Annotated in this window: 17 protein-coding genes, 26 tRNA genes, 2 rRNA genes and 1 pseudogene; 18 read left to right on the top strand and 28 right to left on the bottom strand. The window is 38.8% G+C overall.

The window, feature by feature from the left end; translation table 11 throughout:
* Positions 1-5: 5 nt before the first annotated feature.
* The 4 genes from spoVAD to ACLHDF_RS27310 all read right to left on the bottom strand — a co-directional run bounded on the left by spoVAD (position 6) and on the right by ACLHDF_RS27310 (position 2,266).
* Positions 6-1,016, bottom strand: coding sequence for a stage V sporulation protein AD (gene spoVAD, locus ACLHDF_RS27325; RefSeq protein WP_413921612.1), 1,011 nt, complete (start codon positions 1,014-1,016; stop codon positions 6-8).
* Complete coding sequence (spoVAC, locus tag ACLHDF_RS27320) at positions 1,016-1,495, bottom strand: stage V sporulation protein AC (RefSeq protein ID WP_034655733.1); 480 nt, start codon at positions 1,493-1,495, stop codon at positions 1,016-1,018. The genes spoVAD and spoVAC overlap by 1 nt, the downstream gene beginning before the upstream one ends.
* A 16-nt stretch (positions 1,496-1,511) precedes the next feature.
* Entirely contained in the window at positions 1,512-1,985 is a 474-nt protein-coding gene (locus tag ACLHDF_RS27315; RefSeq protein ID WP_413921611.1) for a YhcN/YlaJ family sporulation lipoprotein, read from the bottom strand.
* 77 nt (positions 1,986-2,062) lie between these two features.
* Positions 2,063-2,266, bottom strand: a complete 204-nt coding sequence (locus ACLHDF_RS27310; RefSeq protein WP_098278834.1) for a DUF1657 domain-containing protein — start codon at positions 2,264-2,266, stop codon at positions 2,063-2,065.
* A 309-nt stretch (positions 2,267-2,575) separates the two neighbouring features.
* Here ACLHDF_RS27310 and ACLHDF_RS27305 point away from each other — a divergent pair, with 309 nt between their 5' ends.
* The 14 genes from ACLHDF_RS27305 (at position 2,576) to ACLHDF_RS27240 (ending at position 7,842) form a co-directional block, all read left to right on the top strand.
* Positions 2,576-3,124, top strand: a complete 549-nt coding sequence (locus ACLHDF_RS27305) for a YhcN/YlaJ family sporulation lipoprotein (RefSeq protein ID WP_413921610.1) — start codon at positions 2,576-2,578, stop codon at positions 3,122-3,124.
* 551 nt (positions 3,125-3,675) lie between these two features.
* Positions 3,676-3,885 (top strand): hypothetical protein, encoded by a 210-nt coding sequence (locus ACLHDF_RS27300; protein WP_413921609.1) that lies wholly within the window; start codon positions 3,676-3,678, stop codon positions 3,883-3,885.
* Between the two features lie 217 nt (positions 3,886-4,102).
* A complete protein-coding gene (locus ACLHDF_RS27295) occupies positions 4,103-4,285 on the top strand; it encodes a hypothetical protein (RefSeq protein ID WP_413921608.1) in 183 nt (60 codons plus the stop codon).
* A 193-nt stretch (positions 4,286-4,478) separates the two neighbouring features.
* Positions 4,479-4,563 (top strand) — tRNA-Tyr (locus ACLHDF_RS27290).
* Between the two features lie 9 nt (positions 4,564-4,572).
* Positions 4,573-4,657: transfer RNA gene (locus ACLHDF_RS27285), tRNA-Leu, on the top strand.
* A 16-nt stretch (positions 4,658-4,673) separates the two neighbouring features.
* Positions 4,674-4,748, top strand: a tRNA-Gly gene (locus ACLHDF_RS27280).
* An 8-nt stretch (positions 4,749-4,756) separates the two neighbouring features.
* Positions 4,757-4,830 (top strand) — tRNA-Cys (locus tag ACLHDF_RS27275).
* Between the two features lie 12 nt (positions 4,831-4,842).
* Positions 4,843-4,928 (top strand) — tRNA-Leu (locus ACLHDF_RS27270).
* Between the two features lie 12 nt (positions 4,929-4,940).
* A tRNA-Arg gene (locus ACLHDF_RS27265) sits at positions 4,941-5,017 on the top strand.
* Positions 5,018-5,022: 5 nt separating this feature from the next.
* Positions 5,023-5,095, top strand: a tRNA-Ile gene (locus ACLHDF_RS27260).
* Positions 5,096-5,135: 40 nt separating this feature from the next.
* Positions 5,136-5,226 (top strand) — tRNA-Ser (locus ACLHDF_RS27255).
* A 475-nt stretch (positions 5,227-5,701) separates the two neighbouring features.
* Complete coding sequence (locus ACLHDF_RS27250) at positions 5,702-5,848, top strand: hypothetical protein (RefSeq protein ID WP_200964695.1); 147 nt, start codon at positions 5,702-5,704, stop codon at positions 5,846-5,848.
* A 549-nt stretch (positions 5,849-6,397) separates the two neighbouring features.
* On the top strand, positions 6,398-7,408 hold the full coding sequence (locus ACLHDF_RS27245; protein ID WP_413921607.1) for an aldo/keto reductase: 1,011 nt from the start codon (positions 6,398-6,400) through the stop codon (positions 7,406-7,408).
* A 17-nt stretch (positions 7,409-7,425) separates the two neighbouring features.
* Positions 7,426-7,842, top strand: coding sequence for an SRPBCC family protein (locus ACLHDF_RS27240; RefSeq protein WP_413921606.1), 417 nt, complete (start codon positions 7,426-7,428; stop codon positions 7,840-7,842).
* A 624-nt stretch (positions 7,843-8,466) separates the two neighbouring features.
* Here ACLHDF_RS27240 and ACLHDF_RS27235 read toward each other — a convergent pair.
* Positions 8,467-8,670 (bottom strand): annotated as a pseudogene (locus ACLHDF_RS27235) (KGG domain-containing protein); the annotation flags it as partial.
* Between the two features lie 362 nt (positions 8,671-9,032).
* On the opposite strand from ACLHDF_RS27235, the gene ACLHDF_RS27230 reads away from it, so the two are divergent.
* On the top strand, positions 9,033-9,353 hold the full coding sequence (locus ACLHDF_RS27230) for a hypothetical protein (RefSeq protein WP_413921605.1): 321 nt from the start codon (positions 9,033-9,035) through the stop codon (positions 9,351-9,353).
* Between the two features lie 452 nt (positions 9,354-9,805).
* On the opposite strand, the gene ACLHDF_RS27225 is transcribed toward ACLHDF_RS27230, so the two are convergent.
* From ACLHDF_RS27225 to ACLHDF_RS27215, 3 genes are all read right to left on the bottom strand, one after another.
* Positions 9,806-10,180, bottom strand: a complete 375-nt coding sequence (locus ACLHDF_RS27225; RefSeq protein WP_413921604.1) for a hypothetical protein — start codon at positions 10,178-10,180, stop codon at positions 9,806-9,808.
* Positions 10,181-10,197: 17 nt separating this feature from the next.
* Entirely contained in the window at positions 10,198-11,379 is a 1,182-nt protein-coding gene (locus tag ACLHDF_RS27220; protein WP_413921603.1) for a hypothetical protein, read from the bottom strand.
* Positions 11,380-11,804: 425 nt separating this feature from the next.
* The gene (locus ACLHDF_RS27215; RefSeq protein ID WP_413921602.1) at positions 11,805-12,953 is read right to left on the bottom strand and encodes a tyrosine-type recombinase/integrase; all 1,149 of its coding nucleotides are present in this window, start codon (positions 12,951-12,953) and stop codon (positions 11,805-11,807) included.
* Positions 12,954-13,428: 475 nt separating this feature from the next.
* Here ACLHDF_RS27215 and ACLHDF_RS27210 point away from each other — a divergent pair, with 475 nt between their 5' ends.
* The 3 genes from ACLHDF_RS27210 to ACLHDF_RS27200 all read left to right on the top strand — a co-directional run bounded on the left by ACLHDF_RS27210 (position 13,429) and on the right by ACLHDF_RS27200 (position 16,472).
* Complete coding sequence (locus ACLHDF_RS27210) at positions 13,429-14,400, top strand: helix-turn-helix domain-containing protein (protein ID WP_413921601.1); 972 nt, start codon at positions 13,429-13,431, stop codon at positions 14,398-14,400.
* A 645-nt stretch (positions 14,401-15,045) separates the two neighbouring features.
* A complete protein-coding gene (locus ACLHDF_RS27205) occupies positions 15,046-15,351 on the top strand; it encodes a hypothetical protein (RefSeq protein ID WP_413921600.1) in 306 nt (101 codons plus the stop codon).
* Positions 15,348-16,472 (top strand): cell division protein FtsZ, encoded by a 1,125-nt coding sequence (locus ACLHDF_RS27200; protein ID WP_413921599.1) that lies wholly within the window; start codon positions 15,348-15,350, stop codon positions 16,470-16,472. Before ACLHDF_RS27205 ends, ACLHDF_RS27200 begins: the two co-directional genes overlap by 4 nt.
* A 1,002-nt stretch (positions 16,473-17,474) precedes the next feature.
* Here ACLHDF_RS27200 and ACLHDF_RS27195 read toward each other — a convergent pair.
* The 20 genes from ACLHDF_RS27195 to ACLHDF_RS27100 form a co-directional block, all read right to left on the bottom strand.
* Positions 17,475-17,546 (bottom strand) — tRNA-Glu (locus ACLHDF_RS27195).
* Between the two features lie 4 nt (positions 17,547-17,550).
* Positions 17,551-17,625, bottom strand: a tRNA-Asn gene (locus tag ACLHDF_RS27190).
* A gap of 3 nt (positions 17,626-17,628) precedes the next feature.
* A tRNA-Ile gene (locus ACLHDF_RS27185) sits at positions 17,629-17,705 on the bottom strand.
* Positions 17,706-17,711: 6 nt separating this feature from the next.
* Positions 17,712-17,785, bottom strand: a tRNA-Gly gene (locus ACLHDF_RS27180).
* Positions 17,786-17,798: 13 nt separating this feature from the next.
* Positions 17,799-17,874, bottom strand: a tRNA-Asp gene (locus tag ACLHDF_RS27175).
* A 17-nt stretch (positions 17,875-17,891) separates the two neighbouring features.
* Positions 17,892-17,984 (bottom strand) — tRNA-Ser (locus ACLHDF_RS27170).
* 10 nt (positions 17,985-17,994) lie between these two features.
* Positions 17,995-18,070: transfer RNA gene (locus ACLHDF_RS27165), tRNA-Ala, on the bottom strand.
* 10 nt (positions 18,071-18,080) lie between these two features.
* Positions 18,081-18,157: transfer RNA gene (locus ACLHDF_RS27160), tRNA-Pro, on the bottom strand.
* 4 nt (positions 18,158-18,161) lie between these two features.
* Positions 18,162-18,238: transfer RNA gene (locus tag ACLHDF_RS27155), tRNA-Arg, on the bottom strand.
* A 9-nt stretch (positions 18,239-18,247) separates the two neighbouring features.
* Positions 18,248-18,336, bottom strand: a tRNA-Leu gene (locus ACLHDF_RS27150).
* 12 nt (positions 18,337-18,348) lie between these two features.
* Positions 18,349-18,422 (bottom strand) — tRNA-Cys (locus ACLHDF_RS27145).
* An 8-nt stretch (positions 18,423-18,430) separates the two neighbouring features.
* A tRNA-Gly gene (locus ACLHDF_RS27140) sits at positions 18,431-18,505 on the bottom strand.
* Between the two features lie 16 nt (positions 18,506-18,521).
* Positions 18,522-18,606 (bottom strand) — tRNA-Leu (locus ACLHDF_RS27135).
* 13 nt (positions 18,607-18,619) lie between these two features.
* Positions 18,620-18,695, bottom strand: a tRNA-Lys gene (locus ACLHDF_RS27130).
* A gap of 4 nt (positions 18,696-18,699) precedes the next feature.
* A tRNA-Gln gene (locus ACLHDF_RS27125) sits at positions 18,700-18,774 on the bottom strand.
* 7 nt (positions 18,775-18,781) lie between these two features.
* Positions 18,782-18,865: transfer RNA gene (locus ACLHDF_RS27120), tRNA-Tyr, on the bottom strand.
* 11 nt (positions 18,866-18,876) lie between these two features.
* A tRNA-Thr gene (locus ACLHDF_RS27115) sits at positions 18,877-18,949 on the bottom strand.
* Between the two features lie 4 nt (positions 18,950-18,953).
* Positions 18,954-19,029 (bottom strand) — tRNA-Val (locus ACLHDF_RS27110).
* A 117-nt stretch (positions 19,030-19,146) separates the two neighbouring features.
* Positions 19,147-19,262, bottom strand: a 5S ribosomal RNA gene (gene rrf, locus ACLHDF_RS27105).
* A gap of 63 nt (positions 19,263-19,325) precedes the next feature.
* Positions 19,326-21,803: ribosomal RNA gene (locus tag ACLHDF_RS27100) — 23S ribosomal RNA — on the bottom strand; the annotation flags it as partial.

Genomic DNA, 21,803 nt, shown 5'->3' with positions numbered 1-21,803 from the left:
GACTCTTATTCACCTCCATATTCAATTGATACCGCATGAGCGATACAAGGAATGGTCTCACTTTGTTGAAAACTTAATGGTGATAATAAAGCACCTGTTGCTACGACTAATATTCGTTTGAATTCGCCTTTTTTCAGTCGGTTTAATAGATGACCATATACAACAGTTGCTGAACATCCTGGCCCACTAGCGCCAGATAGAACCGGCTGTCCTTCTCGATAAATCATGAGGCCACAATCTTGATATTGTTCTTCATGTATTGGGGTTCCATGCTTTTTAAATAAATCAAGTGAGACTTCTCGTCCAATGTGGCCAAGATCTCCCGTTACAATCAAATCATAATAAGATGGATCAAGATTTCGCTCAGTAAGATGTGCTTCAATGGTATCAACAGCCGCCGGAGCCATTGCCCCTCCCATATTAAATGGATCCGTCATTCCCATATCGATCACACGACCAATCGTGGCAGATGTGACACAAGGTCCATCTCCAGCATCACTTAACAAAGCAACGCCAGCACCTGTCACCGTCCATTGAGCAGTAGGTGGTTTTTGACCACCGTATTCGGTTGGATAACGAAATTGTTTTTCGACGGCTGTGTTGTGACTTGAGGCGCCAGTTAGCAAATAGCTAGCTCCTTTTGTATTAACTAAGTAAGCACCAAGAGCCAGTCCTTCCATGGATGTAGAACAAGCACCAAATAATCCAAGATACGGTGTGCCAAGTGTTCGGCAAGCAAAACTAGTGGGTGTAATTTGATTAATGAGATCTCCTCCAAGGAAAAACTGAATCTGTTCTTTTTGAAGACCTGCTTTTTCGATGGCTTTTTGACTCGCTTCTTCTAACAAAACCTTGTGAGCTTTTTCATAAGAATCCTGTTCTAACCATAAGTCGGAATGAAGTAAATCAAAATCATTAGCAAGTGCTCCATTCGCTTCAAAAGGTCCCCCAACTGTTCCAGTGGAGATAATGACAGGTTTTTGATCAAAAACCCATGTACGATGTCCAGTAAGCATTACAAGCCACCCCACTGTATGAGAATCGTTTTAATGGTCGCAATGACAAATGCAGAAAAGGTACCAAATAAAATGACGGAGCCAGCTAATTTAAACATATTACCACCTACACCTAAGACAAATCCTTCTGTTCGATGTTCAATACATGCCGATATGACCGCGTTTCCGAAACCAGTAACGGGAACCGCAGAACCGGCTCCTCCAAATTGGGCAATTCGATCATAAACACCGAAACCTGTTAGAAGCATAGCAATAAAAATCATGGTCCCTACCGTTGGGTTTCCAGCCGTTTGATCCGTAAAATCAAAATAATAAATATAAAACAGTTGAATAGCTTGGCCAATAAGGCAAATGATTCCACCCGTAAAAAAAGCTTTGATACAATTTTTAACTACTGGTCTTTTGGTTTCTTTTTGTTTTTCAAGGTCTTGATATTCCTGTTGGACAGGCGTTAATTGTTTCTTTTGATTATTTGACATGTATACACCTCTTTCATCATGCTTTTTCTTTCATAAGGTTTTTAATATTGTTGAACTCTTTTTTTAATGTTTTCTTCTTTGTCTTATCTTTTTGTAGTTGTTCTTCTAATTGTTCCAACTCCCAATAGATTTTTTGATCAGTTGAAACCAAGACTTTATAATCGGGATATGCTTTTTCTACGTCTGTTTTCACGTTCTTTTTAATTTTTTTTAGCTGAAAGCGATGAAATTGATCCACTTTTATCGCCATTAATAGCTCTTTATCTGTATTCACTGCTTTCACAGCTGAAACTTGTTCCTCTTTTATAATCTTTTCTTTTGCTTGGTTGGCAACTGTTTGATCAATGGAGTTATTTGTATTTACCTTTACGATCGTTGTATCATTACTGTCATTAGCTGACTGATCCTGTTGCCCCGTACATCCGGATATATATACAATAATCATGGCTAAAAAAAGAAAATGATTTATTCTCCTTATCTTTCCTTTCATGCAATCACCTGTCCGTTTCTACTCAAGAATTGAATTCGAAAAAAGGCTGGTTAATGGACCAGCCTTTTTTCATGTTCTTATTGTTTGTATTGAGGCTCTTCTTGTTCAATTTGTTGAACACGTGGAGAGAGACTGTCAACAATCGCTTGCGTTTGTTGAGCAGCATCTTGATACAGTTGCTTTGCTTGTTCATTATCAGTTGCTAAAGCAAAACCTTCAAAACTTGCTTGTGCGCTCTTTAATCCAGCTAGTGTCTGTTTAACTTGATTGATTACTGTCATGATGAATTCCTCCTTTTTATGAATACAATTTTAGAATGGAGAAACAAATGGATTTTATGTCTGTTAAATTAATACATTATACCTAGATGATCCCTATTTGAATTGGGAAAAGTGATTCATCTTTCTTTGTACGATGGCATTTGAACATTCATATAATTACTCATTTATTTTTTAAAACAATAATAGAACTTCTCGAACTACCTCATCGTGATAGTTAGACAATATATAAGAAAAGCTCGTATACTCTCTTTTCTTTAAACGGATAATAACGACAGAAATGTTATCTAAAAATGAAGGGAGTAAGAAACGATGAAAACAAAAAAATATTTAGTGGGACTCTTATCAACCATTTTATCCGTAGGGTTCCTTTTTGGTTGTAATGATAAAAAGGATGAAGCCGAACCCGATCCAACTGAAGAACCTTCTGAACAAAAGGCAGAAAATGATCGAAACAATGGACCACGAGATGTGGGATTCCAACCCGATGGAACCCAGAATAATAATGTAGATAATAATAATCAGACACGATTAGAGGTAGCTGACAAAGCTGCAGATCGTATTGCTAAACTAGACGAAGTAGACAATGCAAATGTGATTGTTACAAACCGAAATGCTTACGTGGCTGTTGTTCTAAAGAATGGGGCAAAAGGAGAAGTAACAGATCGTTTAGAAAAGAAGATTGCTGATCAAGTAAGAGCTACAGATCCAGATATTCGGGACGTATTTGTATCATCCAATCCTGATTTTGTAAACCGAATGGAAGATTACGGAAATAGAATTAATGAAGGCGCTCCAGTAAGAGGGTTATTTGAAGAGTTTACTGAAACCATTCGAAGAGTATTTCCTAACACTCGTTAAATTAGAGTGATTGAGTGCATCAAATCCATTTACTATGTGCTAAAAAAGAGAAACCCTTGTTCATTCAACGGGTTTCCTTTTTTAGTTACTAGGAATAGTAGGGTTGATCAAATTATATTTTTTTCCTTTTGTAGAGAAGGAAAAAGCGTACTAAAGTTTGTTTTTATAGATTTAGCTGTAAGATTTGAATAGCCACATACTCATTAAGAGGAAAAGTCAAGTTATCGAGACGAACCTCCTGATCCCGTATCTTTATTAAAAAGTTGGGAAAACCCTTTGAAACCGAAAATTCCAGTTGATAACACACCCAGAATCATTCCACCAGATACAGCTATCCATTTGTTAATCAAAATAATCACCTCTAATATAACTGTTTTCTTATGATAGTCGTACATCTCTTAAAATAAGCATTATTTTCAAAATCATAACAGGTAATAATTAGAAGATGAAAACAGTGTCATTTTTCCAGTATGGATAAGTCAAGTTGTCAAAGAATAAAGACGTTAGAAGACCATTTTCTTTCAAATAAATATTAAAGGGGTATTCACATAATGAACAACTTACGTTGGTTAACGTCCTTATTTAATTTTGGACGCAACAATAGAGGGATATTTGGGAAGAGACGTAATAACAGAGGCATGCTGTTTTCATTATTGGGTTTAGGAGTGGGAGCTGTTACGACTTATGGAATGACAAGAGGGCGTGGAAATAAAATGGCACCGGCAACTGTACAAACAATGATGAATAGATTCAATAAATAAAAAAGGCTTTATGAAGAAAGTTGAAACGGTAAATATAAAAATATACAAATTAAACCTACCTATATCACTTTGTGTTATTACTTATCTAAACGAGCAGAACGGATATTCTTTACAAGGTGTAAAAATAAGGAGATTGTAGTAAATGCTATCTCTCATAAAACGCTTTTTTTGTCCTACAATAAATAGGTACTGAATTTTCAAAAGGGGTGTTAGAGCAATGGCGAAACGTACAAAAAAGAACGATGCTGATCAAAAAAATAAAAAAGGTTTTGACTCAGCAGTGATTAATTCTGAGTTCAGCCATGAATTTGGAAGTGCTGCAGCAAACAAGATCCATAAAGATAAAGCAAAAAAAGAAAGATCATCTAAAAATAGTGGACAATGTAAAGGCGGTCTATAAAATAAAATTCCAATTCAGAGAAGGCTTTAGCCTTCTCTTTTCTAGTTTAAGTTTGCATTAGAACCCAATTTTTAAAATACCAAAAAAAGTTAACTTCATAGATGTTGACTTCTATGAAGTTATGAAGTAAGATAGTTTTTGTCGCTAGCAAAACGAAAACGAATCACTTAATTGCCAGCACATTATTTCATATGGAGGGGTAGCGAAGTGGCTAAACGCGGCGGACTGTAAATCCGCTCCTTCAGGGTTCGGCGGTTCGAATCCGTCCCCCTCCACCATATTCACACGCGGGTGTGGCGGAATTGGCAGACGCGCTAGACTTAGGATCTAGTGTCTTATGACGTGGGGGTTCAAGTCCCTTCACCCGCACCATTTCATTAAGTAATACGCGGAAGTAGTTCAGTGGTAGAACACCACCTTGCCAAGGTGGGGGTCGCGAGTTCGAACCTCGTCTTCCGCTCCATAATTATTGGCGGCATAGCCAAGTGGTAAGGCCAAGGTCTGCAAAACCTTTATCACCGGTTCAAATCCGGTTGCCGCCTCCACATATAAGTCCTGCCGGGGTGGTGGAATTGGCAGACACACAGGACTTAAAATCCTGCGGTAGGTGACTACCGTGCCGGTTCAAGTCCGGCCCTCGACACTATTTTAATAAGCGCCCGTAGCTCAATTGGATAGAGCGTTTGACTACGGATCAAAAGGTTAGGGGTTCGACTCCTCTCGGGCGCGCCATAAACGGGAAGTAGCTCAGCTAGTTAGAGCGCACGCCTGATAAGCGTGAGGTCGGTGGTTCGAGTCCACTTAGGCCCACCCACCATTATTCCACAGTAGCTCAGTGGGATATCCATACAGAGAAGTACCCAAGTGGCTCAAGGGGCTCCCCTGCTAAGGGAGTAGATCGTTAACACGGTGCGAGGGTTCAAATCCCTTCTTCTCTGCCATTTTATAATTTCATATGAACCGTTGGCCAAGTGGTTAAGACACCGCCCTTGCAAGAAGGCAACACGGGTTCGAATCCCGTACGGGTCATCAAAAAGGTAGTTTGCTGATAAAGCAAGCTGCCTTTTTTTATCAACTAAAAGATAGAACATAATCGGGCTTATATAAACTAAATACGTATATGATGTACACCCTAAAATAGAAAAAACTACCTGTGCAGAAGTGTGCAGAAGAAAGTTTTTTCTCTAATTGGCATTTTAGAGATGATGTCTAATGGCGTCTTAAGTAGTTTGCTCAAGGCAGTAAAAAATAGGTATATACATAAAAAATCGAGTGTATTTTAAATTTTTATCTGAATTTATGTTTTGAAACAAATAAAAAAGGGAATGGAAACATGATTTTATTCCAGATAGATTTTAGGTAAGGAAAATGGTTAATATGTGGAACAAACTATAATACTGAATCTGGAGGTAAGGTATGTCAATTAATAAAGAAGTTTTCTATCGCGGTACAAGATTTAAGATTATTCATATTTATAGTTCTGGTTATTGTGAGCTTAGAAAAATTAATGATCCTTTTAAAGTAGAACTAGCTTTATTAAATGATATCCTACTAACAGGATAATGATTGCTGCATCTTCTTATTTAACTAACCAAACCGACTCAATTTAATTGTTGTTGTTAAATAAACATATTAATCATTTTTTTGATAAAAATAGAAGCCAAATTCTTAATATATAAAGAATTTGGCTTCTTATAATACGTTCTATGTTAACTAAGGTTATTATCATATACAGTGTAAAATTATAAAAACTCCCTATTTCCGTAGGGAGTTTTTTTGGTATGTACATTAAATTCCATTTTATTTGATACTTTAAAGCATTTTGCGTAGTTTGCTCAGGTTTTTATCTAGTTATACGTTTAAAACTAGGGATAAAATACAAATTTACTCTTTAGGAGGTTACTTTTCAGGTATCATATTTATTACTTTTTAGTGCCCATATTACTTTAAAGTGCGTACTTTTTTTTATTGTTTTCATGCTTCATAATGAGTTTTGTCAGGAGATGACATAACATTTATTGAGTTAGTCAGTTATTGATTTCTACTTCGATTTATACTGACTAATCCATTTCTAAAATAAATTTAAAACAAATTTCAGGAGGTTTTATCAATATGAGAGATATATTACAAGGAAAACTTGGTTTTGGTACTGCACCACTAGGAAATATGTACCGCAACATTCCAGAAGAAGAGGCTATTGCAACAGTAGATGCTGCTTGGGAAAGTGGAATTCGTTACTTCGATTCAGCGCCTTTCTATGGAGCTGGCTTAGCAGAGATGCGCCTTGGGGAAGCATTGTCGAAAAGAAATCGTAATGATTACATTTTGAGCACAAAAGTAGGTCGAGTCATTTCGGATGAACTGGAAGACCCATCTGCACGTGACTTAGGAGAAAAAGGAGGACTTTTCGAATTCGGTCGTAAGAATAAAATCATCAATGATTATAGTGCTGATGCAACCCTTCGCTCTATCGAGCAAAGTTTAAAACGTTTAAAGACAGATCGCCTGGACTTTGTTTATATTCATGATATTGCGCAAGATTTCTATGGTGATGAGTGGCTTTCACAATTTGAATCTGCACGAACTGGAGCATTCCGCGTGCTTACACGTTTACGAGAAGAAGGAGTCATTAAAGGTTGGGGACTTGGAGTAAACCGAGTAGAACCAATTGAGCTCATGCTAGATTTGGAAGAGGCAAAACCAGATGTATCCTTGCTAGCTGGTCGTTACACATTGTTAGACCATGAGCGTGCCTTACAGCGAGTAATGCCCGCAGCTGTAAAACATAATATGGACATTGTTGTCGGTGGTCCATATAGCTCAGGTGTTCTTGCTGGAGGTACCCACTTTGAGTATCAAAAGGCATCGCCAAAAATTATAGCAGAAGTAGAGAAAATCAAACGTATTGCCAATCGTCATCAAATTAGTATTAAGTCTGCAGCTTTACAATTTTCATTGGCTAATCCAGCAGTGGCTGCTGTTATCCCTGGTGCTAGTCGTCCAGAACGTATTGCAGAAGACAAAGATGCATTGAGCACAGTAATCCCAACAGCATTCTGGAAAGAAATGCGTGAACAAGAGCTAGTAGCCCCTCATGCACCACTACCAATTAACGTTAAATAAAAAGGAGAGTAATAAATATGGCACATACTACTACATCTATTAAAATCTCTGCTTCACCAGATCAGGTGTGGCAATTAATAGGAGGCTTTGACTCGCTTCCGAACTGGTTACCTTATATACCTAGCAGCGAAGTAAGTGAAGGTGGACGTGTACGTCATCTAGCTAACCCTGATGGTGACGCGATTGTGGAGCGTTTGGAAGTATTTAATGACAAGGAGCGCTACTACACTTACTCAATTATGAAAGCACCATTTCCGGTTACTGATTATCTATCTACCATCCATGTTAAAGAAGATATTGACGGCGAATCATCGTTGGTAGAGTGGTCTGGCAGTTTCACACCTGTAGGTGTTAGTAACGACGAAGCTATAGACCTATTTCATGGCATCTATAAAGATGGTTTAGAGGCATTACAGAAAGCATTTCTTGATTGAACAGCTAGAACATTGACGGTTTATTAAGTAAAAAGGAGTGTTTCAAAGTTCCAATTTTGAGACACTCCTTTTTACTTTGCTTGTGCTAATATAATTGTCATTTTCATCGATAGAAAGAGAATGAATCTCGCTTTCGATTCCAGATTGGTGATTTTGAGTTTGTTCAGGTTATCCTCCTGTTTGGATAAGTATTTTAATTCCCCTTTAGCCTTAGCGTTTAGGATTTATACCTTTCCCTATTTCTAAAAAACAGTGAAAGGCTGAACCAATGTATATAGAAAAGCTTTCTTATATATCTATTGCTCGTTTATTAATCAAGGTTACATATTATGTTACCCTAGCGTAATGCGTCGTAGATATTTCGTCCATCACTTGACGTTGTTGCTGAGAATTTACCAGGTAATAAAGAAAAGACAATATAATAAATAGAAAAATAGACAAATTGGTAAAAGAAAAGCCATTGGGAAAATCGTCAAAGGTGATTAAACCACTTACCATAAAAATAGAAGCCAAACTCTTTATATATAAAGAGTTTGGCTTCTATTAATGTTGACTATGCTAACTAAAAATGTATATGATATACAGCGTAAAAACTGAAAAATTTAGTTTTACAAACAATTAGTCGTTATTACGTTTGTTGTTAGCTTCGCCACCCTTTTCCCCGATTTCCTCGTAAAAATCTTTATCATGGTTTTTAGCTGTAGTTTCTCCACCTTTTTCGCCAATCTCTTGATAAAATTCCTTATCATGATTTTTGGCCGTAGCTTTGCCACCCATTCTCCCAGCTTCTTCACGGCTCATTTTGTCATTATTTTTATTAGTTGTCATTTTACATTCCTCTTAATATTTCTTGACTTGTTTTTTGTCTTCCACATGAAAAGGAAACTAAACTATTTATTTTTATTTTCTTAATAATTGAGAATTTTTAAAATTTTTCCCCTTACAGTCGTTGTAAGACTCCGACAGTGACAATTGGAGAGACAGTTAGACAGTTTAGAACATTTAACAATGGAAGAGTTAGAAGAAGTGCTAAGCCTAGATAAGGTCGGATCAATCCAAGCGTCTGCAGGAGATGAAACTGTTATACGCAAGGAAGACAATAGATTTGCGGACTAGTATCGAGAGGAATTAATTCGTATAATAAAAGAGAATCAGTAGCAATACCATGGCGACCGAGGAGGTGAGCGAATATGAGTCTACGAGAAGAACTACTGGCGCAGAAATATGATGAAAGAACAAAGCCGAGAGGATTCGTATACTTCACAGACGCTGACGGCCAAGTTGTCGCTAAGACTTGCCGTAAATGCCGCGAATTAAAACATGCAGAGAGCTATCATTATAAAAGGGATGGGTTCGGTCAACTTGGCCCATACTGCAGAGTTTGCGTTTCTGATCGCGACCGAGATTATTACGTTAAAAATAGAGAGCGAGTAAAACGAGTTAAAAATGCTTATTACCATAGAAAAAGGTCCGAGCAACTTTCTCTTAATTTATTCAAGGATAGCGAGTAATATCACGGCGGCCAATAAGGTCGCTTTTTTGTTTACATACTGATAAATCTCTTGAAATCTCTTTGTTAATCACGCCTAAAATTGCCTGGCGTTATCATTAACGGTAGCAGTATCATAACGATTTTATAGAGTAGAAAGATATTAATTAAATATTAATTATTTTTATAACTAAGTACATATTTAAATTTATGTTTTATAGATAGCAACGCTTTATTTTATCTTAAATAGAAGCAAAAGTATAAATTTAGTATTAATTTTATATCCTTTGTAGAAAAATAGATTGTTTTTCTACGAAATAGATAATAAATGAAAATTATTCTTATAAAAGTTTTGTAGATTTGACGGGTGTATATGATTTTTTATGAGGGTATAAGATTTGTGTTCCATTTTAATTTAAAAATTAAGTTTTACTACAATAAAGAAAGCCACTAGTGCACCTAGTGGCTCTCCGTTCAAAAATCGCTATATTCTTCTAAATCATCATCGTCTAATGAGCCAGATACTTGTTCTAAATCCGCAATCTTTCCTTCTTTAATTTGATGACCTTCTGAAGGTTTTTCTTCTGCATCATCCAGTTTGTTATTGAAACCATTCGTTTGCGCTAATTGTTTAAGCTCACGTAATTCACAATTGATTTGTTCCAGGAGCTCTTCTGTTTTGCGGCCCGTTTCTAACTGCTCGGACGATGAACGATGGAGATCACGAACAATTAAAGAAGAAATATAATCCCCTAATTTCCGAGACTTAGCGTATTTTGCGAGGACGTCATAGACTTCATTACTTAACTTATTAGTTTTAATGGTAAACGCGTTCTGACGCTCTGACATGGGTATCACCTACGCTGTTAGGATTTAACGGCTTTCTTCTCGGCTTGTTTCTTCTGAAGATAACCAATGCTGCGAATCTCTAAGCCAAATAAATTTAAGTGACGACTATCTTCTGGTACTTTATGGTATTTTTCTGTACGCTCTTCGCCTATTTTTTCACTCATACTATTCGTAATGGCTACTTCTAGTGTAGGAGCGACACCTCCACAATATACATATTTACGTAATTTATTCGCTGGTGGCGGAGCCACATCATTTAACTTCGCTAGTAAAATCTCCACATAATCTTTCAAAGAAGACTTAATTTGAACAGTTAAATCGATTGATTCACCTGTGTTTTCATTTTTTAATTCAAATTTTTGTTTGCTGTAGTTATCTAAAATAAATTGATCAAAAGCACGTAAATCGGTAAACAACTCTGGGAATTTCTCTTTTCTTAACTTATCAATATGTGCTAAATATGGAATACCCTCAATACTTTGGAATGATTCACGGCTGTTCGCAGCTTTTAACCCTTCAGGTAAAATTACGACATCAATTGACCCTCCACCGATATCGACCATTACGGTTTCACATTCCACATATTCATTGGCATCCTCACGGTCTTGAAGCGTTAAGTCTTTCTTTAACGCAAAGCGTGCGATTTCCCCTTCTTTTAAGCAAGCACTTTCGTCCACAGAAACCTTTAATTCTTTTTCAAATCCTGGTGTATGAACGTGGAAAGTGTGATCACCTACAAAGCGATTGGCCATGGCTTTTTGCGCTTCTCCGAAAGTACTTTCTTTTTTTAGTAACCAGATTGGTAACATCGTAGAGAAATAGGCAATTTCAATACTATTATCCTTTTGATCTTTTACATGCAACGCATGATAGTAGGCAATGGCAGCTAAAAATGTTACGTAGGGAATATGGCTTGTTATTTTATTATGTAAACGATTGATGTGATTGTTAGCTAATTGTTGGCTTGCCGCAATGTCACCGACTAAGAAATAACGTTCTTTTTCTTCGTCGCCGATAGTTGTAGAAAGTAAGATACGCTTTTTAAATTCTTCTGGTGCTGTCACCGCATCTGTAAAGAATGAATCAGCAGCATCTTTTTGGAGTTCTACTACGTTGGTTGGAAAATCAAACAGGTACCCATCGATAATATTCATATCGACCGAGTTCCCACAGTCTTTATTAAAACGTGAAATTTTCATATCTATACACCTCATTTTTAAGTTGAACTTCTGTTGAACTAATTATACCTAAAAAAAAGAGGTTGTACAATCTTTTTAGGTGAACTTATTTATCATCAAAAACTTACATATATCAACAATCATATTTATTTAGTTGACCTTACCTTGAGGCGAAAATTAAATTGGGATAAAATGGATTATGTTAATAAGAAGGTAATAAGTCGCTTATAATGTAAAATACTATGCGTTGATTACATAACCATTACACCAAGTATTTTCATAAACCTAAAAAAAGGAACGTAAAGAACCTGTTCTTATCTATAGAAATAAGGTTTGCTACAATAGAAAAACTATCAACAAAAGCTTCTATTTAAATCCCTACATGCACCGTTCAAATACATTTGTTGAATATATTTTAACGCAAGGAATTTCATATATAATAGTAATTAGAAATCTTGCTCCTTCCACATCAGTCCAATTTCTTGTTCTCGCTGCAACACCTTCTCTAGATAACGCTCTGTTGTCTTACGATCACTGTGTCCCAGCTCTTTTTGAATGAGAAAGATATCTGCTCCCTGCTGCCTGCTATAAATGGCATAAAAATGACGAAAATAATGAGGCGTAATCCTGTCAGTCCGTTCTTTTACAAAAGGTAACTCCGTCCGTTCAATGATACGAACAATGTAATTACTTAAGTTTTTATATTGATAATACCCTCCGTCTTTGGTTGGAAATAATGGCCCTTGATCACTTGTATTTAATGCTATACTGACATGGCGTCGTTCTCGAAAGGCAAGAATGCGTTCATATAAAGAGGGATGAAGTAACTTATCGAACTTCTTTCCACCCTTCCCTACTCCTCTTAACCGATAATGGCCACTTAAACTGTCTAGATACACATCTCCCCACGAAGCTTTGGCTATTTCTTGTACACGCAACCCTGTCATCGCCAACATCGTTAACAACCCATAGTTGATAGGATGGTCTTTATAATAGTCTAGAATCTGCTTGACTTCATGGTAGTACAAATCTCGATTCGGAATTTCTTGTTCAGATAGTGATGTACTCAAGATTTCTTTATGCAACGGATACTGAATATACTTCGTTTCATGTAACCATTTCATAAAACTCTTTAGAATTGTCATCTTAGCATCTAAGGTTGCTGGTGAATAAGGTTTCCCCCCTTTTCCTAACAACGCGGTACTTAAATACATTTGATAATTCCTTATGTGCCAAGGTCTTAGATTTTTAAAAATCGTTTCTTCTATATAATGGTCTACATCTTGTCGTAAGAATGACTCACTTTCTATCGCGTACTGATAAAACTGCAATAAAATCCGTAAATACTCTATTTTTGTGTTCTCTTTTCGTTCTCGATTCTTTCGAATATGCTTTCTTTGATGAACATAGTAATACATCATGTCTTCATCTGTAAAATCGCTGAACATCTCTTCGTTTTTTCGTTGGTGATGCTCATTTCTTTCTTCTAAGGCATCATAGTAGGTAGTATCCAGCATCAACGAAACGACTTTATGGAAATTCCCTTTTCTCTCACGTATTTGGGTTTCTATATTCATTAAAGAAACATTTTGCATAAAACCTCTCCCTTCAACAATCACGTTTTCTTATTCATATTTTCTCTGGTGTTAAGGTGGTTTCTTCTCTATTTAAAATTATGTATGAATTTATCTGTATATAAAAAGCAAAGAAACTCTAACAGTAATAATAGCGTTCATAACAAATTTAAAAGTAACAAAAATACTAGTTGAATATTAATTATTACTATAATTAAGTAGGTATTAAAATGTATTTTTTAAAATATTACTCCTTTATTTTATCTTATATAGAAACAAAAGTGAAAACTTACTTTTTATAAAAATAGGATAAAATCTATATCATTTGTAGAAAAATTACGTATTTGTCGTCACTTAGGATGAATATTAAAATACTATTTTTTATAAGTTAGTTTTACCATTTACACTTCCAATACAATACCTTTTAAATTTTAACCTTATTTAAATGTGATATAATAGATTATCAGTTAATAAAAAAATAGAAGGAGTGTGCTATATGATTGATAACCCTAGTAAAATCATTACCATTGAAGATGTGATGGAAATGTTAGATATTTCATCTAAGAAAACAATTTATACATATATCCAGCAAGGAAAACTGCATCCGATTAATAAAGATGACTGGCATATCGAAGGTCGTTACGAATTTGATTTAGAAGATGTGGTTCGGTTAAAAGAAGAATTAAGAAAGCCAGGGCTTACGACAAAAGAAGTAGCACAGCAACTTGATATATCAGTCACAACGGTTAATAAATATATTAAGCAAGAACTATTACCAGCGTTCCAAGAAGAATACCGGGGAATCAATTGTTATTTTGTCCATGAAGAAGAGTTAGAAGCATTTAAGCGTACGCATGAAGTCGGGCGCAAACCGAGTAAGCGTCATTTTTATCGTGCCGAACAAAATATTGCTTTATTTCAGCTTTTTGTAAAGAAAGACGAAGAAAAAGAGCAATTTGCCCGTATCATCTCTGTAGAAGATCCCATTATGGCAGTTACAGAAAAACATGAGGAGGTAACATTAGAGGAGTTACTTCACCGAGGCTTTGAAGCAGCCTATACCATTGAGTCGAAAAAAATGATTACCAAAGAAGGCTATGCTACATTTATCTTTAAGCAAACAGCTTATGCAAAATCACACCTTTATAAGCTCATGGATTTGTTTTATCAATATCTAAGCCCGACCAATATGAGGATTACGCTACAGGAAGAGAAAGAGCAATTTTTGATTGAAATCAAACCTATATTACTGACCGAATCCTCACACGAACTTATGGAGTTATTAGAGTCTGTTCTTGTCTCAGGGAAAATTAACAAGCGTAGCCGTGGCATTTATATTGATAGTGATTTGGAAGTGGTACGAGTTAAAGTATCAAGCGATTTGAAAGAAGAATTGCAGCAAAAAGCGAAAGAATTGGGCAAACGAAACATTGAAGAATTGTTACTATATGCAGTACAAAAATTATAAAATGGACTAAGAAATGCTCAACTTTAACAAGGCAAGCCAATAAAAACGGGCTTGCCTTTATCTATACGATGAAATAAAAAAGTTCAATAAATTATCTTCTCATTATTGGGACTTTAGAAAGTAAATTAATCTTTTAATAAATTAATTTACTTTCAATTTGATTTTAGCTATATTTTAAATATTTCGTTACACCTTCTGGATTATAATGAGATTTATTGACCATTTGATACAAGTTTCAGTACTCTTGAAACTTCTGTTTTATTGCTATATAAAGTTAGCTACTATAATAAGTGTTATAAGTAACAAAAGAGCATATCCCCATTGGCTTCCAACAAATATATGCTCTTTTTTAGTGCGATTTTTACCAATTATTCTTTTAGTTCTATCACAAATAACCCAAAATATACGATTCCGAGGCAAAACTGTAAAATGTGTCATAAGGATTTTCCGATATACATATGGATAGTGATGTAGCGATGTTGTTACTCAGTGATACTTGATGCGCAATGAGAATCATTGAGTTTATATAGATTCACATGAACTTTTGTTGCCTAAAAAAAACATTGAAAGTATCTGAATGACAACAAGAAGCTAAAAAAATACTTAAGTATCTATGATGTACATTTTAGAGAAAGGAGTATCTATATGAGTGACTACTTTGAGGAGGTAATGAGGAAACTGACCATCGAAGATGTTAGCATTCTGGGATGGTTATTTCAGAATGAAGCAAACGCTGTGTTTAAAGCGATAAAGAAAAGTAGTATTGCAGATGAGCTTGAATATTCAACAGCTAACTTTCGTAAGACACTGAACAAGCTTGAAGCTATTCATTTCATAGGAACTGTTACTGGAGGAAAAGAACATAAATTGTATCTAACAGAATACGGGCAACAAGCTGTACAACAGGCTATACTTCAAGGAGAAGAAAATGAGGGGGTTGAAGAGATATGATAGGTATTGTAGGAATTGGTGCTGCAGGTGGGAATATAGCTGATTTGGCATTTGAAAATGGTATTAATGCTGTTGCATTGAACTTTTCAGAACGTGATTTGGAGTCACTAGATTTTGTAGAAGAGCGTCTAACACTTATAGGTAGTGAAGGCGTAGGAAAAAATCGAGATGAAGCTATTAATCTTATGGTCGATAAAAACTGGGAAATGGCATTGAAGTTTATTAGAGAGAACTTTTCAACACCTAGTACCGAAATTATTATGGTTTGTTTTTCTGCAGGTGGTGGTTCTGGTGGTGGTATTGGACCGATGCTTGCGGATCTTCTTGCTCAGGAAATGGAGGACAAAGCAATTGTAGCTGTTCCTATCTTACCCGATTCTACAGAAGCATTGGTTCATCAAGTCAATGCCCTGTATGTTACTGAGGAGCTTTCACGTCAGGACCTTTGTGTATTGCCTATTGATAACGAGCAGGTGAAAAAAAGAAATCCAAATGCAGGAAAAGCTAGAATCTTTAAAGAAACAAACGAAACATTTGTGAACTTAATTAGTTCTCTTCCTAAATATACAGATAGACACTCTAAGCATGGTGTTTTAGATAAGAAAGACTTACGTACAATTTTTTCAACAAAAGGAATTTCTGCTATTTCATCTGCAGAAATAACAAAATTAGATGAAGGGCAAGCAGATATTAGTAATGAGGGTATTACAGAAGTAATTAAGAATTCATGGGAAAACTCAATCTTTGCACCACTTGAAATGCAAACTATACCAAAAGCAGGAATCATATATGAAGGGCCACTAGACTTATTTACGATAGATTCAGCCCAACTATTTAGTTCTTTTAAGGGGGGCGAACCAACCCATCTATTTGAGGGTACCTATGAAGCTGACCATGCAAAGGTAACAACAATTTTATCAGGAATGCCTTATTATTCTACCCGATTAAATATTATTGAAGAAAAAATTGAAGCACAACAGAAGGTAACAGAAGAGTTATCTACCATAGAAACAGGTTATGAATCCAAGTTAAAATTACCTAAGGCTTCTCCTAAAAAACCACTACCTAGAAATAAGAAGAAGGCAATCAATTCAATATTAGATAAGTACCAGAATCGTTGAACATTTTTAGTATACTTATGAAGACAAGCATATATATAAGGTACACTTTTTATACATTCTTTACGCGGACCTGGAGAGATCACCGTATTGTTAAGTGTGTGTAAAAAGATGCATAAACGGGAGAATAGACTCACATGGAACCCTTACTGCCCCAAGGGTTCTTTTTTGTGAGGTCTCCGAAAAGAGTTGTTATACGAATTGGAAAAAATTAGATAAACATGTGCTTTAATATTGGTGTATTTAGAGGTGTTAAGTATGAGTGTATTAAAATTGTTAATTTCGTTATAACAAGGAAGCTAGGTAATAGGGATATGGTTATGGTTATTAACTTAAAGGATAAAATTTAAATAAAACTTAAGAACAAGCAGTGTTTTTAAGTTCAAGCACGAAAATTCTGCTTTGTTTGATTAATAATGACAAAACATTGTATATGTATTACGTTTTGTATATTTTGTGCTTAAATAAATATAATCAACTCAACAATAATTTTTATGTAAATAAAAGTACTGATACAACGAATCGATGGATATGGAATGGACAAGAGGGAGAACGTCCTACCATCACATCCTCTAGGCCTTTTTAATAAAATTAGACGTAGGCTAAACGCATAGAATTCTAGCAAGACTTTTATAAGAATAACTATTTAGAAGAAATTATTACCTCATTAACATATGTTATTGAAGGTCATAACTTGTTAATATTCAAAAGCTAAATAATAATGGTGCTATATATGAAGAGATTACTTCTTTTATTAAAATTAACAGAGATGCATTGGAGAACGACCTAAAAAAATTTGGATTTCAATAGGACAAAAAAGAAAAAAGGCAACTTTTACGAAATACGAATCTGAGTATAAGAATACATTTTGTATTTCTTACTCTGATATTAGAAAATTTCCTAATTAACACTTCCACTATGAGGTGATATAAATCCTACATTAAAACCAATAATTTATGTACTATAAATAAAAAAGCAGTTTGCATATGCAAACTGCTCTTAAGATGACCCGTACGGGATTCGAACCCGTGTTACCGCCGTGAAAGGGCGGTGTCTTAACCGCTTGACCAACGGGCCAGTATGGCTCCACAGGTAGGACTCGAACCTACGACCGATCGGTTAACAGCCGATAGCTCTACCACTGAGCTACTGTGGAATATGGTGGGCCTAAGTGGACTCGAACCACCGACCTCACGCTTATCAGGCGTGCGCTCTAACCAGCTGAGCTATAGGCCCATTATTTGGAGCGGGTGATGAGAATCGAACTCACGACATCAGCTTGGAAGGCTGAGGTTTTACCATTAAACTACACCCGCTTATTTTTAAAAATGGCGGTCCCGACGGGAATCGAACCCGCGATCTCCTGCGTGACAGGCAGGCATGTTAACCGCTACACCACGGGACCAAAATATAAACTTAAAATGGCGGAGGAAGAGGGATTCGAACCCCCGCGGGCTTTAACACCCCTGTCGGTTTTCAAGACCGATCCCTTCAGCCGGACTTGGGTATTCCTCCGTATATTGTATGGTGGAGCCTAGCGGGATCGAACCGCTGACCTCCTGCGTGCAAGGCAGGCGCTCTCCCAGCTGAGCTAAGGTCCCATGATACTTCTGGTCGGGAAGACAGGATTCGAACCTGCGACCCCTTGGTCCCAAACCAAGTGCTCTACCAAGCTGAGCTACTTCCCGTTTATGGCGCGCCCGAGAGGAGTCGAACCCCTAACCTTTTGATCCGTAGTCAAACGCTCTATCCAATTGAGCTACGGGCGCTTATTAAAATGGTGCCGAGGGCCGGACTTGAACCGGCACGGTAGTCACCTACCGCAGGATTTTAAGTCCTGTGTGTCTGCCAATTCCACCACCCCGGCAGGACTTATATGTGGAGGCGGCAACCGGATTTGAACCGGTGATAAAGGTTTTGCAGACCTTGGCCTTACCACTTGGCTATGCCGCCAATAATTATGGAGCGGAAGACGAGGTTCGAACTCGCGACCCCCACCTTGGCAAGGTGGTGTTCTACCACTGAACTACTTCCGCGTATTACTTAATGAAATGGTGCGGGTGAAGGGACTTGAACCCCCACGTCATAAGACACTAGATCCTAAGTCTAGCGCGTCTGCCAATTCCGCCACACCCGCGTGTGAATATACATGGTGAGCCATGAAGGACTCGAACCTTCGACCCTCTGATTAAAAGTCAGATGCTCTACCAACTGAGCTAATGGCTCTCTATGGCTGGGCTAGCTGGATTCGAACCAACGCATGACGGAATCAAAATCCGTTGCCTTACCGCTTGGCGATAGCCCAATAAACATGGTGGAGGGGGGCAGATTCGAACTGCCGAACCCGAAGGAGCGGATTTACAGTCCGCCGCGTTTAGCCACTTCGCTACCCCTCCGATATAAGTGATGCCGGCAAGAGGACTTGAACCCCCAACCTACTGATTACAAGTCAGTTGCTCTACCAGTTGAGCTACACCGGCACGGTGGTGGAGGATGACGGGATCGAACCGCCGACCCCCTGCTTGTAAGGCAGGTGCTCTCCCAGCTGAGCTAATCCTCCAAAAAAAATCTATATAAGCGCGTTAAATAGCGTTATTTTCATTACTTATGATAGAATATTTCAAATAAAAAACCCCTCCGCTCTTTTACAAGAGACTCATAAGGGGTCTTATTGATTGCCTGGCAACGTCCTACTCTCACAGGGACAAAGTCCCAACTACCATTGGCGCTAAAGAGCTTAACTTCCGTGTTCGGTATGGGAACGGGTGTGACCTCTTCGCTATCGCCACCAGACAAGAGATTGCTCTCTCAAAACTAGATAACAGTTCGCTGAGTAAAGCTTACGCTTTTAAAAGTTTGGTTAAGTCCTCGATCGATTAGTATCAGTCAGCTACACATGTCGCCATGCTTCCACCTCTGACCTATCAACCTGATCATCTTTCAGGGATCTTACTAGCTTGCGCTATGGGAAATCTCATCTTGAGGGGGGCTTCATGCTTAGATGCTTTCAGCACTTATCCCGTCCACACATAGCTACCCAGCGATGCCTTTGGCAAGACAACTGGTACACCAGCGGTGTGTCCATCCCGGTCCTCTCGTACTAAGGACAGCTCCTCTCAAATTTCCTACGCCCACGACGGATAGGGACCGAACTGTCTCACGACGTTCTGAACCCAGCTCGCGTACCGCTTTAATGGGCGAACAGCCCAACCCTTGGGACCGACTACAGCCCCAGGATGCGATGAGCCGACATCGAGGTGCCAAACCTCCCCGTCGATGTGGACTCTTGGGGGAGATAAGCCTGTTATCCCCGGGGTAGCTTTTATCCGTTGAGCGATGGCCCTTCCATGCGGAACCACCGGATCACTAAGCCCGACTTTCGTCCCTGTTCGACTTGTAGGTCTCGCAGTCAAGCTCCCTTGTGCCTTTACACTCTACGAATGATTTCCAACCATTCTGAGGGAACCTTTGGGCGCCTCCGTTACATTTTAGGAGGCGACCGCCCCAGTCAAACTGCCCACCTGACACTGTCTCCCGGCCCGATTAGGGCCGCGGGTTAGAATTTCAATACAGCCAGGGTAGTATCCCACCGACGCCTCCACCGAAGCTAGCGCTCCGGCTTCTCAGGCTCCTACCTATCCTGTACAAGCTGTACCAAAATTCAATATCAGGCTACAGTAAAGCTCCACGGGGTCTTTCCGTCCTGTCGCGGGTAACCTGCATCTTCACAGGTACTATAATTTCACCGAGTCTCTCGTTGAGACAGTGCCCAGATCGTTACGCCTTTCGTGCGGGTCGGAACTTACCCGACAAGGAATTTCGCTACCTTAGGACCGTTATAGTTACGGCCGCCGTTTACTGGGGCTTCGATTCAGAGCTTCTCCCAAAGGATAACCCCTCCTCTTAACCTTCCAGCACCGGGCAGGCGTCAGCCCCTATACTTCGCCTTGCGGCTTCGCAGAGACCTGTGTTTTTGCTAAACAGTCGCCTGGGCCTATTCACTGCGGCTCTCTCGGGCTATACACCCTACCAGAGCACCCCTTCTCCCGAAGTTACGGGGTCATTTTGCCGAGTTCCTTAACGAGAGTTCTCTCGATCACCTTAGGATTCTCTCCTCGCCTACCTGTGTCGGTTTGCGGTACGGGCACCTCCCGCCTCGCTAGAGGCTTTTCTTGGCAGTGTGGAATCAGGAACTTCGGTACTATAGTTCCCTCGTCATCACAGCTCAGCCTTAATGATGAGCGGATTTGCCTACTCATCAGCCTAACTGCTTGAACGCGCATATCCAGCAGCGCGCTTACCCTATCCTACTGCGTCCCCCCATTACTCAAACGGCGGGGAGGTGGTACAGGAATATCAACCTGTTGGCCATCGCCTACGCTTTTCAGCCTCGGCTTAGGTCCCGACTAACCCTGAGCGGACGAGCCTTCCTCAGGAAACCTTAGGCATTCGGTGGACAAGATTCTCACTTGTCTTTCGCTACTCATACCGGCATTCTCACTTCTAAGCGCTCCACCAGTCCTTACGGTCTGACTTCGCTGCACTTAGAACGCTCTCCTACCACTGACATCTAAGATGTCAATCCACAGCTTCGGTGATACGTTTAGCCCCGGTACATTTTCGGCGCAGAGTCACTCGACCAGTGAGCTATTACGCACTCTTTAAATGGTGGCTGCTTCTAAGCCAACATCCTGGTTGTCTAAGCAACTCCACATCCTTTTCCACTTAACGTATACTTGGGGACCTTAGCTGGTGGTCTGGGCTGTTTCCCTTTTGACTACGGATCTTATCACTCGCAGTCTGACTCCCATGGATAAGTCTTTGGCATTCGGAGTTTGACTGAATTCGGTAACCCGTTGGGGGCCCCTAGTCCAATCAGTGCTCTACCTCCAAGACTCTTACAACATGAGGCTAGCCCTAAAGCTATTTCGGAGAGAACCAGCTATCTCCAGGTTCGATTGGAATTTCTCCGCTACCCACACCTCATCCCCGCACTTTTCAACGTGCGTGGGTTCGGGCCTCCATTCAGTGTTACCTGAACTTCACCCTGGACATGGGTAGATCACCTGGTTTCGGGTCTACAACCACATACTAAACGCCCTATTCAGACTCGCTTTCGCTACGGCTCCGCCTTATCGGCTTAACCTTGCATGGGATCGTAACTCGCCGGTTCATTCTACAAAAGGCACGCCATCACCCATTAACGGGCTCTGACTACTTGTAGGCACACGGTTTCAGGATCTCTTTCACTCCCCTTCCGGGGTGCTTTTCACCTTTCCCTCACGGTACTGGTTCACTATCGGTCACTAGGGAGTATTTAGCCTTGGGAGATGG

The sequence above is a fragment of the Priestia megaterium genome (assembly GCF_046599315.1).
Lineage (GTDB): Bacteria > Bacillota > Bacilli > Bacillales > Bacillaceae_H > Priestia > Priestia megaterium_F.
This window is presented reverse-complemented; position numbering and strand designations above follow the sequence as displayed.